This window comes from Ignavibacteriales bacterium (assembly GCA_015709675.1).
GTDB lineage: Bacteria > Bacteroidota > Ignavibacteria > Ignavibacteriales > Ignavibacteriaceae > H2-BAC3.
The window spans coordinates 1,700,082-1,714,214 of the sequence record CP054182.1; the positions used below are offsets into that span (position 1 = coordinate 1,700,082).

The window sequence follows — 14,133 nt, forward strand, 5'->3', positions numbered from 1 at the left end:
GGGGTTAGAAAAAAGGTTAGTGTTTAATTTTAGGTAACGGAACACAGTTATGATTAAGCGATTTTTAGTTATCGTGCTGATGATGGTGCTCTCCATCTCATGTAATGAAGACACCACCGTCGGGCCGGAAACCCCCGGGGGGGGGACAACCGTCAGTATTATCCTCCTTGCTCCTGCCGGAGGGGAATCCTATAAGGCTGGTGAATCGAGACCAATCCGCTGGACAAGCAATACCACGAATAATATAAAAATTGAGTTCAGCTCAGACGGCGGAACCACTTTTCAGACCATTGCCGCTTCAGTGGCGAATCTTGGTATATATAACTGGACCGTTCCGAACACTCCCTCAGCAATCTGCCTTATCCGTGTTTCCGATGCCTCAAATGCTTCCGTTAACGACGTAACCGATAATTTTTTCTCGATAGTTACCAATGTTCAGAAAACCCTTACGCTCATCCGGCCAAACGGCGGCGATACCCTGATTGCAGGAAGCAGTTATCAGGTACAGTGGACCTCAGCCAATGTTGCAAATGTATCCCTTTCCTGGTCTTCTGATAACGGGGTTTCCTGGAATGTTATTGCAAACAGTTACCCCGCAGACTCAGCTAAGTACACCTGGTCACCGGTGCCTAATATTATTTCCTCTGACTGCAGATTTAAGATTACTGAAACCGGAACCGATACCGTTGCCGATGTAAGTGAAAACCGGTTCACCATACGTAACTCACAGGCGGTTACGGTGCTCTCTCCCAATTCCGGTGAGACTCTCATTAAAGGTTCATCTCATATTATTTCATGGACCGCGACCGATATCAGCAGTGTTAAGATTGAATACTCAACCAATGACGGCAGTACCTGGAGCACGATAACTGCTTCGACAACCAATGACGGAAGTTTTGACTGGAATCCGATTCCGAATATATCAACAGATCAGGCAAGAATCAGAATTTCCGATGCCGCTGACGGAACGCCATTTGATTTATCAGACGGTCCTTTTTCTATTGCTGACCAGCCGTCAATTTCAGTGCTTACTCCGGGCAATGGTGAGACTCTTACCGCCGGATCAAGGGTAAGCATTACCTGGAGTTCAACCGGAAAATCTTCCCGGGGTGAGGACGAAGTACGCGTGAATAAACAGGGAAATCAGTCTCTGGTTAATAACGTATCAATTGCATATTCAACCAATAACGGAGTTTCCTGGATAAGTATCGTCTCCAGTATTCCGAATACCGGAAGTTATTCATGGGATCCGGTGCCAAATACCGTTACATCAACCGGCAAGATTCGTGTACGTGATGTATCAGACTCAACAGTATTCGGACTGTCACCCGGCAGCTTTTCCATTGTTCCGGCTCCGGTGAAATCTGTTACGGTACTTACACCAAACGGAGGTGAAGTCTGGGGTGCAGGTACAGATCAGTTTATCACGTGGAATAGTTCAAACATTACCTACGTAAGAATCGAATTAAGCACAAACGGCGGACAATCATGGTCCACGCTTGCCAGCAATATTGAGGCATCAAACGGTTCGTATGCCTGGCTCGGAATTCCGAGTACCCCTTCTCAAAACTGCAAAATCAGAATCAGCGAAAGTCCGGTTGCATCGGTAACAGATCAGAGCGATAATGCGTTTACCATCGCACCGCAGCAGTATATAACGCTTACGGCTCCAGACGGCGGTGAGGTTCTTACCACGGGAGGCAGTTCCAATATAACCTGGGTTTCAGAGAATATTGAAAATGTAAAATTAGAATACACAACCAATAACGGTTTTACCTGGAGTGTTATTACCAACTCAACCGAAAGTGACGGATTCTTTACCTGGACACCGGTACCGGAAGTGTTTTCCACGAACTGCAGAGTAAGAATCAGTGACGCTTCAGACGGAGTGCCCTCTGACGTGAGCAATGGTATATTCAGCATTCTTGCAGAACCGGAGATAAAGGTTACTGCTCCGAACGGCGGCGAGAGAATTCAGTCCGGCTCAGTATATGAAATTAAGTGGGTTACCAGCACTCCCGGCGGCAGCGCGAGAAGCAGCAGAAGAAACACCGTAAAGGAAAATGATAATCCGGGCGTGCAGAATGTCCGTATAGAGTTTTCAACCGACGGCGGCGCTGTATGGAGCAATATCACTGCATCCGTGCCGAACAACGGCGTATATATCTGGAATCCGGTCCCGAATATCAGTTCAGCCCTCTGTAAAATCAGAATCAGTGATGCTGCTGACGGATATCCGACCGATCAGTCTGACTCGGCATTTGTTGTGTTTAATCAGAGCGTACAGCAAATTACTATCACCGCGCCAAACGGCGGCGAACAGTTAACAGCCGGAGGAGTGACCGGTATATCCTGGACTTCAACCGGTGTATCTGCCGTTAACATTGAGTTTACCACTAATAACGGCGTGAACTGGTCATCAGTTGCTGCCAATATCCCAAGCACCGGTTTTTATTCATGGAATCCGGTTCCTGTTGTTTCATCCAATAACTGCCGTATCCGCATCAGTGATGCAGTTGACAGCATACCTTCGGTCACAAGCGCATCAACATTCACCATACTGCCGCAGCCGACCGTATCAGTTCTTTCTCCAGCGGGCGGTGAGGTTTTATACAGCGGAACAACACATACCATACGCTGGACAAGTGAAGGGCTGCCTAAGGTAAAACTTGAACTCACTACCAATAATGGTTCTGCATGGACGGTGATTACAGACAGCACCGAAAGTGACGGTTCCTATGAATGGACCGTTCCTTCTCTGGCTTCATCACTTTGTAAAATCCGTGTGAGCGCCCCTCAGGGAGGAATACCCTCATCAGTTTCCAATGCGGTATTTACCATCACGAATACCCTGCCTCAGAGCATTCAGGTAGTAAAGCCGAATGGCGGCGAAACATTTTATGCCGGTGTTCCTAATCAGATAACCTGGAATAGTTCAGGTGTTGATACCGTAAAGATTGAATATTCAACCAATAACGGCGTAAACTGGCTGACTGTAGTTAATAAAACCGCGAGCAGCGGATCATATATATGGTCAAATCTGCCTGCACTTACCTCCGCAAACGCGAAAATCCGCATCAGTGATGCCGCAGACGCCACTCCTTCAGATGAAAGTGATGCAGTATTCACCATAGCTGTTGAGCCTCAGTTACAGGTGACCTCGCCAAACGGCGGAGAAAGTATTCTGGCCGGTTCGGCTTATGCCATTACCTGGAGTACCATTCTTTCTAAATCAGCTGAAACGATCACTGCGGTAAATATTGAATTTTCGACTGATGCCGGGCTGAACTGGTCGCAGCTTGCCCAGTCAGTTCCGAATACAGGAACGTATAGCTGGAACCCGGTTCCGAATATCTCTAGCACAACCTGCCGTATTAAAATCAGTGATGCGGCTGACGGAGTGCCGGCGGATATGTCAGACAGCAATTTTACCGTATATAACGTATCCCTGCAGAGTATTACTGTTACCGCGCCAAACGGCGGTGAAGTTCTTCAGCCGGGTTCAAGTTTTAATATTACCTGGAACAGTTCAGGTATCTCATTTGTCAATATCGAGCTGACAACCAACAACGGACTCAACTGGAGTACAATTGCAGCCAATACAGAAAGTGACGGATTCTTCCAGTGGGTTCCTGCTTCAACTATTGCCTCAACAAACTGTAAAGTGAGAATTTATGACGCTGTTGACAGTCTACCGGTTGATGAGAGCAATGCAACGTTTACGATACTGCAGTCACCAACCGTAACGGTGCTTTCTCCAAACGGCGGTGAGCAGCTTACAGCAGGAGCTCCCTATCTGATTCAGTGGAACTCTCAGAATATCGGCGCCGTAAAGATTGCATTCTCCTCCAATAACGGTGCAACGTGGAATTCCATAATTGACAGTACCGAGAGTGACGGCCAGTATATATGGACGGTTCCGAATGTAAGTTCAGCACTCTGCAAGATCAGAATCAGCAATCAGACAGACGGATTCCCGCAGGATGAGTCGGATAACAGTTTCTCCATAACTACGGCTTCACCTCAGAGTATTACGGTCACCTCTCCGAATGGCGGTGAGAACTATTCCGCCGGTTCGGCACAGGTGATTAACTGGACCAGTTCCGGAGTTGATTCTGTCAAAATAGAATATACAACGAACAACGGTGTTAACTGGACAGTCATAGCCGGAAGTACCGAAAGTGACGGTTCGTATTTGTGGAGTCCTCTCCCTTCTGTTACATCTGCTAATATGAAGGTAAGAATCAGCGATGCATCAGACGGAGTTCCTTCAGATGAGAGTGACGCAGTATTCAGTATAGCGCCTGATCCGGTCATTGCCGTACTTTCACCGAACGGAAGTGAAATCTGGAGGACCGGTTCAGTTGAAAATATAACCTGGAATTCCTCGAATCTTGACAGTGTCAGGATAGAGTTTACCACCAATAACGGAGCAACCTGGACTCTTATTGCCGCAAAAGCTCCTTCTTCAGGTATATATCAGTGGACTATTCCGAATCTGAACTCACAGCTCTGCAAAGTGAGAATCAGTGATCCTGCTGACGGCGTACCGTCAGACATCTCTGATGATAATTTTATCATTACATCTGCAGTTCTTCAGAGTATCTCCGTAACAAAACCAAACGGCAGTGAGATAATCACCTCAGGTGTGCCTTACGAGATTACCTGGAACAACAGCGGACTTGACAGCGTAAAGATTGAGTACACCACGAACAACGGCCAGACCTGGTCAACCATAGTGAGCGGTACTCAGCCGGACGGTTCATATTTCTGGACAACTGTTCCTGCAATCAACTCATCAAACGCAAAGATCAGGGTATCTGACGCGTTTGACGGAACTCCGGTTGACGAAAGTGATGCGGTATTCACCATCCGAACAGAGCCTACCCTGACCCTTACTGCTCCGAACGGAGGAGACAGCATTCTTGCCGGGTCAGTATATACCATCACCTGGTCAACACTGCTTAATAGAAACATTGAATCAGTTACCGCGGTAAAGCTTGAGTTCTCAACTGATGCAGGCCTGACCTGGAGTCAGATAGCCGCTTCTGCTCCGAACACGGGCAGCTATAGCTGGAATCCGGTACCGAATGTATCAAGCACCACCTGCCGGATCAAGATCAGCGATGCACAGGACGGAGTGCCTGCGGATATGTCTGATAACAATTTTACGGTGTATAACGTCTCGCTACAGACCATAACGGTCAATACGCCCAACGGCGGAGAAATTATCCAGCCGGGCAGCACATTCAATATTACCTGGTCGAGCAGCGGAATTGCAAATGTAACAATCGAACTGACCACCAATAATGGACTCACCTGGTCATCCATCGTGAGCAATACCCCAAGTGACGGACTGCATCCCTGGACCCCTGCTTCGGGTATCTCTTCCACAAACTGCAAAATCAGGATTTATGATGCAGCCGACAGCATTCCTTCAGATGCAAGCAATGCCGCGTTTACAATTATCTCCTCACCAGCATTGAATATTCTTTCCCCGAATGGCGGAGAAGTATATACATCAGGAAGCCAGCAGACGGTAACCTGGACATCGCAAAATGTCGCGAATGTTAAGATTGAGTTTACTTCAAATAACGGTGCAACCTGGGATGAAGTGATTGCCTCGACACCGAGTGACGGAGTGCATCAGTGGACCGTTCCTGCCGGAATCAGTTCTGTGCTTTGCAAAATCCGGGTCACTGATGCGGTGAACGGCAGTCCCTCTGATGTTTCTGAAGAGGTGTTCACTGTTGTTCCTGCTCAGAGCGTAACAGTTACCTCGCCAAACGGAGGGGAAACGCTGATTACCGGAACCAATCAGGTAATTACCTGGACCAGCACAGAGATTGACTTTGTAAAGATTGAATATACAACCAACAACGGAGTCAACTGGACTGCCATCTCGGCAAGCACGGAAAGCGACGGATCCTATCTGTGGAGTCCGGTGCCATCAGTGATAACGACTAATGCGAAGATCAGGATTAGTGATGCCTCTGATGGAACACCAGCTGATCAGAGCGATGCTGTGTTCAGTATATCAGCAGATCCGGTGGTAGAAGTAATTTCACCAAACGGGGGTGAAACCCTTCTGACCGGAGCGGTGCAGAATATCCTCTGGAGTTCATCAAATCTTGATAATGTTAAGATTGAGTTCACCACCAACAACGGTTCAAGCTGGACGGTCATCGCTGCAACCACACCTTCAACCGGTACCTATGCATGGACCGTACCAAATGTAAACTCACTGCTCTGTAAAGTAAGAATAAGCGATCCTGCAGACGGAGAGCCGTTTGATATATCCAACGGCAGCTTTACGATAAGCAATGTTCCGGTTCAGACGGTAAGAGTAAGTTCACCAAACGGCGGTGAAACTGTTACATCAGGCATTCCATACGAGATTACCTGGAACAACAGCGGATTGGACAGCGTAAAGATAGAATACAGCACAAACAATGGCCAGACCTGGTCAACCATCGTGAGCGGAACACAGCCGGATGGTTCATACTTCTGGACAACTGTTCCAACAATCAACTCATCAAACGCAAAGATCAGAGTATCTGACGCATTTGACGGAACTCCGGTTGACGAAAGTGACGCAGTGTTCAGCATTACAACTGAACCAACACTGCAGCTGACAGCGCCAAATGGCGGTGAAAGTATTTCAGCCGGTTCTGTCTATACCATAACCTGGACAACTCTGCTCAGCAGGATGACGGAAAATGTAACAGCCGTGAAACTTGAATTCTCAACTGATGCAGGCCTGACCTGGAGCCAGATAGCTGCATCCGTACCTAATACCGGCAGCTATAGCTGGAATCCGGTACCAAATGTATCAAGCACCGCATGCCGGATTAAAATCAGTGATGCTGTTGACGGATCACCGGCGGATATGTCCGATAATAATTTTACCGTATATAATGTAGCGCAGCAGTCAGTAACCGTTACGGCACCAAACGGCGGTGAAATTATTCAGCCGGGAAGCACCTATAACATTACCTGGTCAAGCAGTGGTATATCATCGGTCGGAATACAGCTCACCACGAATAATGGTCTGACATGGAGCACCATAATTAGCAGTACCGAAAGCGACGGTTTCTATCAGTGGGTTCCGGCATCCAGCATTGCATCCACCAACTGCAAGGTTCGGATTTATGATGCTACGGACAGTCTGCCGGTAGATGAAAGCAATGCATCCTTTACTATACTTGCTTCACCTGCAGTTACGGTTCTCACCCCAAATGGCGGTGAAGCGCTGAACTCCGGTTCACAATATGCTATAACCTGGAACTCTCAGAGCATCGAAAAGGTGAAGATTGAATTTACCTCGAATAACGGTGCATCGTGGACTTTCATTGATTCTGTAACCAGCAACGGTCAGTATCTCTGGACGGTACCTGCTGTTACTTCAGTTCTTTGTAAAATACGGGTGAGCGATCTTGCCAACGGCTTCCCGCAGGATGTTTCGGATGAAGTGTTCTCCGTAACCACTGCGGCTCCGCAAAGTATTGCAATAACTTCACCAAACGGCGGAGAGGTTCTCGCTTCAGGAGCGAACCGCCTGATAAGCTGGACAAGCAGCGGTGTGGATTTCGTAGAAATCGAATATACTACAAACAATGGTGTGGACTGGAATACGATTACCGCTATAACCGAGAGTGACGGTGCTTATTTATGGAGTCCGGTACCTTCAGTTGTAACTAATAATGCACGCATCAGAATTTCTGACGCTGCTGACGGAACACCGGAAGATCTGAGTGATGCAGTATTCAGCATAGCACCTGATCCGGTGGTAGAAGTAATTTCACCAAACGGAGGTGAGACGCTTCTGACCGGAGCGGTGCAGAATATACTTTGGAGTTCCTCAAATCTTGATAATGTTAAGATTGAGTTCACCACCAACAATGGTTCAAGCTGGACTGTTATAGCAGCAACCACACCTTCAACCGGTACATACGCATGGACCATACCGAATGTTAACTCACTGTTGTGCAAGATCCGCATCAGCGATCCGGCCGATGGAGAGCCATTTGATATATCCAACGCTACATTTACGATCAGTAATGTACCTGTTCAGACAGTAAGAGTTTCCTCACCCAATGGCGGAGAGACAGTAACTTCCGGTATTCCTTATGAGATTACCTGGAACAACAGCGGCCTTGACAGCGTAAAGATTGAGTACACCACGAACAACGGCCAGACCTGGTCAACCATCGTGAGCGGAACTCAGCCGGATGGTTCCTACTTCTGGACGAACGTTCCTGCAACTAATTCTTCAAATGCAAAAATCCGCATTAGCGACGCAGCGGACGGCACACCAACCGATGAGTCTGATGCAGTATTCACCATCAGAACCGAACCGACACTTACCCTGACTGCACCAAACGGTGGTGACAGTATCCTTGCAGGATCTGTATATACTATCACCTGGTCAACAGCCCTGAGCAGAATGACCGAAAGCGTAACTGCGGTTAAGCTTGAGTTCTCTACAAACTCAGGACTGACGTGGAGCCAGATTACAAACTCAGCACCAAATACCGGCAGTTACAGCTGGAACCCGGTGCCTAATGTCTCCAGCACAACCTGCCGCATCAAGATCAGTGATGCCGAGGACGGAACACCTGCTGATATGTCCGATAATAACTTTACGGTGTATAATGCAGTCCAGCAGTCAGTAACGGTTACTGCTCCGAACGGCGGAGAGATTATTCAGCCGGGCAGTACCTTTAACATCACCTGGTCAGGCAGCAATATATCAAATGTCGCAATTCAGCTGACCACAAATAATGGCCTGAACTGGAGCACTATAGTAAGTTCAACTGAAAGTGACGGCTTCTATCAGTGGGTTCCTGCTTCTAACATAGCATCAACAAACTGTAAGATCAGAATCTATGATGCAACCGACAGTCTGCCTGTTGATGAGAGTGATGCATCATTCACAATACTTTCTTCACCTGCGGTTACGGTTATTTCACCAAACGGGGGAGAATCGCTAAACTCCGGATCTCAGTACACAATTAACTGGAATTCCCAGAGTATTGAAAAAGTAAAAATCGAGTTCACTTCTAATAATGGAGCATCATGGAGTTTTGTTGATTCTGTGACCAGCAGCGGCCAGTATCTCTGGACCGTTCCGGCAGTAAGTTCTGTTCTCTGCAAGATCAGAGTAAGTGATCTGACTGACGGATTCCCCGTGGATGTCTCAGATGAAGTATTCTCTGTTTCTACGGCCGCTCCTCAGAGCATTGCTGTTACATCACCGAACGGCGGAGAAGTTCTCTCCTCTGGTGCAAACCGACTGATAAGCTGGACCAGCAGCGGAATTGATTTTGTTCAGTTAGAATATACAACTAACAACGGTGTTGACTGGACAACGATCACCGCAAGCACTGAGAGTGACGGTGCTTATTTGTGGAGTCCTGTGCCTTCAGTTGTAACGAATAACGCACGCATCAGAATTTCTGACGCAGCGGATGGTTCGCCTGAAGATCTCAGTGATGCAGTATTCAGCATTGCTCCTGACCCGGCTGTTGAAGTTCTCTATCCTGACGGCGGTGAAACTTTCCTGTCCGGATCAGTGCAGAATATTTTATGGAGTTCATCAAATCTTGATAATGTTAAGATTGAGTTCACCACCAACAACGGTTCAAGCTGGACGGTCATTGCGGCAACCACACCATCAACCGGTACCTACGCATGGACCGTACCGAATGTAAATTCACTGCTCTGTAAGATCCGCATCAGCGATCCTGCAGACGGCGAACCGTTTGATATATCTAACGGCAGCTTTACGATAAGCAATGTTCCGGTTCAGACGGTAAGAGTAAGTTCACCAAACGGCGGTGAAACTGTTACATCAGGCATTCCATACGAGATTACCTGGAATAACAGTGGACTTGACAGCGTAAAGATTGAGTACACCACAAACAACGGCCAGACCTGGTCAACCATCGTGAGCGGTACTCAGCCGGACGGTTCATACTTCTGGACAACTGTTCCTGCAATCAACTCATCAAACGCAAAGATCAGAGTATCTGACGCGTTTGACGGAACTCCGGTTGACGAAAGTGATGAGGTATTCACCATCAGAACAGAGCCTACCCTGACCCTTACTGCTCCGAACGGAGGAGACAGCATTCTTGCCGGGTCAGTATATACCATCACCTGGTCAACACTGCTTAATAGAAACATTGAATCTGTTACCGCGGTAAAGCTTGAGTTCTCAACTGATGCAGGCTTGACCTGGAGTCAGATAGCCGCTTCTGCTCCGAACACGGGCAGCTATAGCTGGAATCCGGTGCCGAATGTATCAAGCACCACCTGCCGGATCAAGATCAGCGATGCACAGGACGGAGTTCCTGCGGATATGTCTGATAACAACTTTACGGTGTATAACGTCTCCCTTCAGACCATAACGGTTAATACACCCAACGGCGGAGAAATTATCCAGCCGGGCAGCACATTCAATATTACCTGGTCGAGCAGCGGAATTGCAAATGTAACAATCGAGCTGACCACCAATAATGGTCTCACCTGGTCATCCATCGTGAGCAATACCCCAAGTGACGGACTGCATCAGTGGGTTCCTGCTTCAGGTATTTCCTCAACAAACTGCAAGATCCGTATATATGACGCGTCTGATAATACACCGGTTGATGAAAGTAACGCGGCATTTACCATTATCTCTGCACCGGCAGTATCAGTTCTTTCACCTAACGGCGGAGAGCAATACAGCGCGGGATCAAGCCAGCTGATTACCTGGAACTCTCAGGGCATTGAAAAGGTGAAGATTGAATTCACCTCCAACAACGGTGCATCCTGGACCTTTGTGGATTCTGTTACCAGCAATGGCCAGTATCTCTGGACCGTGTCATCCGTAACTTCGTCACTTTGCAAAATCAGAATAAGCGATCTGACAAACGGATTCCCGGTTGATGAATCAGACGAGGTATTCTCCATCGCTACCTCATCACCGCAGAGCGTTACGGTAACATCTCCAAACGGTGGTGAGACCTATGCTTCCGGTTCAAATCAATTTATCGCATGGACCAGTTCCGGAGTTGATTCCGTAAAGATTGAATATACAACCAATAACGGAGTAGACTGGACAACCATTTCAGCAGGAACCGAAAGTGACGGCTCCTACCTCTGGACCCCGGTGCCGTCTGTTCAGACTAACAACGCGAAGATCAGAATTTCTGATAAATCAGACGGCGCTCCTTCTGATGAAAGTGATGCTGTCTTTAGTATAGCCCCGAATCCGTTTGTAACCGTCACCGCGCCGAATGGTGCTGAATCACTTATAGGCGGAAGTGATTATATCATCAGATGGACATCCGGTAATCTTGCAAATGTGAGAATTGAGTTTACTTCTGATAACGGAGCTTCCTGGAATACTGTTATCGCATCAACCGCCTCTACCGGCAGTTATGTCTGGACAGTGCCAAATGTGACCTCTGAACTCTGTAAAATCAGGATAAGCGATCCGGCAGACGGTGAACCCCAGGATATATCTGACAATATGTTCAGTATATCAGTAACATCACCGCAGACAATTACGGTAACCGCGCCCGATGGCGGTGAATCATTCCCGACCGGCTCAAGTCAGGTTATTACCTGGACGAGCACCGGTGTAAGCAATGTGGAGATTGAATACACTACCAATAACGGTGTAAGCTGGACAACTATTACCGCTTCTACCGAAAGTGACGGATACTACGTATGGAACTCAATTCCTGCTGTTACTTCGAATAACTGCAAAATCCGTATATCCGATGCCGCAGACGGAACTCCATCCGATGAGAGTGATGCGGTCTTCAGTATTGCGCCGGAACCAGCCATCACCGTCTTCACGCCAAATGGCGGTGAATTATGGTCGTTCGGTACATCGCAGGCTATTACCTGGTCGTCTGAGAATCTTGAGAAAGTGAAGATTGAATTCACCACCAATAACGGATTCACCTGGACGACAATCGTTGACAGCTTAGCTTCGACAGGCACCTATAGCTGGAGTATTCCGAATCTGAATTCATCACTCTGCCGTGTCAGAATCAGTGATTATGCGGACGGTGTACCTTTTGATATATCAAACAATAACTTTACGCTCACTAATCAGATTCAGCAGACGCTTACGGTTACCTCACCAAACGGCGGTGAAAGCTTTGAGTCCACCTCATCGCAGAGTATAACCTGGCTGAGCGCTGCAGTGAATAAAGTAAAAATCGAATATACCACCAATAACGGCCTGACGTGGCTGGTGATAGTTGACAGTACTGAGAGCGACGGACTTTATGAATGGAATCCGCTGCCTTCTGTAACTTCAACCCTCTGCAAAGTAAGAATCAGTGATCTTGCTGACGGTTCGCCAGTTGATGAAAGTGATGCTGCTTTCTCTATTACTCCGGTTAAGTCAATTACCGTAACATATCCTAACGGCGGTGAAAACCTTATTGCCGGAACGCTCTATAATATTACCTGGACTTCGCAGGGTGTCAGCAATGTGCGCATCGAATACCGTATAGGCAATACCGGTGATTATGAAGCGATTGTTGAAAGCACGCCAAGTGACGGAAGTTATGAATGGAGTCCGTCTATACCGGCATCGTTCTATAAACTGCGCATCAGCAATGCAGAAGGTACCATTCCTTCAGATGAGTCAAACGGTACATTCACTGTCCTTGATGAACCGTCAATTAATCTTCTGACTCCTGACGGCGGACAGTCACTGATTGCCGGTGAGCAGTATAATATAACGTGGATATCAGAAGGCCTCAGTAATGTTAGCATCGAACTAACTACCAATAACGGTGCATCATGGACTGTTATCGTTGACAGCACCGAGAGTGATGGTATATACACATGGACGGTAGATACCGTTAACTCGGCACTGTGTAAAATCAGAATAAGTGATGAAGCAGACGGCCTGCCTGCTGACCAGTCAGCAGCGGTATTCCAGATTTCACCTGCTATAACACAAAGTGTAACAGTGACCTATCCAAACGGCGGTGAAGCGCTGCCGGCGGGAAGTGCCGCGAATATTACCTGGATCAGCACCGGTATTGATTCTGTTAAGATAGAATACTCAACCAATAACGGCCAGAACTGGATTACCGTCAGTTCAGGAGTCTCAGCCAGCGGTATCTATAGCTGGAATCCTGTGCCTGCAACCATTTCTGGTAACTGCCTTATCAGAATCAGCGATAAGAATGACGGATTCCCGTTTGATATGAGTGACGGTGTGTTTAGCATTACTTCCGAGTCAGCAATCAGAGTACTTTCGCCGAACGGAGGAAATAACTTCCTTGCCGGAACCTCACAGCAGGTTCGCTGGACTTCACAGAATGTGACTAATGTGGATCTCCACTATACCACGAATAACGGCGCCTCATGGGATACGATCAGAACCGGCATCCCGAGTTCAGGTGTATATATCTGGAGCATTCCTGCCGGACTGAATACCGAGCAGGGCAGAGTTCGCGTCCGTGATGCTGCAGACGGCAGCCCGTTTGACGAATCCGACTCGAACTTTACGATTGCTTCTGATCCGTATATCAGGGTAACATTCCCGAATGGCGGGGAGTTTATCGTCTCTGATACGGTTATTACGTGGATATCCGTTGGAGTGCAGAATGTTAACATTGAGTATTCGCTGGATAACGGCGTAACCGGATGGAATACAATTGTGGCCAATACCCCATCAACCGGCGCTTACCGCTGGACATATATTGGCCAGCTTTCTGCCAATGCTCGAATAAGGATTACTTCAACGGCTGATGCTTCTATCAGTGATATGAATGATGCTCCTTTTAATATCGGATTTGACTACGGCAGACCGGTTATCCTGAATTCAGCAAGCGAAGTCTGGAATCAGAATGAATCATATAATCTGCGCTGGATGTCTGAAACCGCCGGCGCGGTGAAGATTGAATACTCATCCGATAACGGAATGAACTGGAATGTTCTTGCTGAACGCTATGACTCCAAGTCAGGCGAGAACAGCTTTGCAGCAGAGCACCGTTCGTTCAGCAGCAGGCGCGTTCTCTTCAGGATTACCAATCTTGAAAGAGGCCTTACATCAGTTAGTCCGCCTGTTGAGTTAAAATAGCCCGGCACTTAAAAAAGGGAAGACAAAGTCTT

Annotated in this window: 1 protein-coding gene; it reads left to right on the top strand. The window is 47.6% G+C overall.

From position 1 onward, the window contains the following. The first annotated feature begins 49 nt into the window (after window positions 1-49). The gene (locus tag HRU80_06325; GenBank protein QOJ28509.1) at window positions 50-14,101 is read left to right on the top strand and encodes a hypothetical protein; all 14,052 of its coding nucleotides are present in this window, start codon (window positions 50-52) and stop codon (window positions 14,099-14,101) included. Window positions 14,102-14,133: the final 32 nt, after the last annotated feature.

Bases quoted from the DNA above. Each gene is read 5' to 3' on its own strand.
- HRU80_06325 (QOJ28509.1), top strand. From the start codon at position 50: ATGATTAAGCGATTTTTAGTTATCGTGCTGATGATGGTGCTCTCCATC.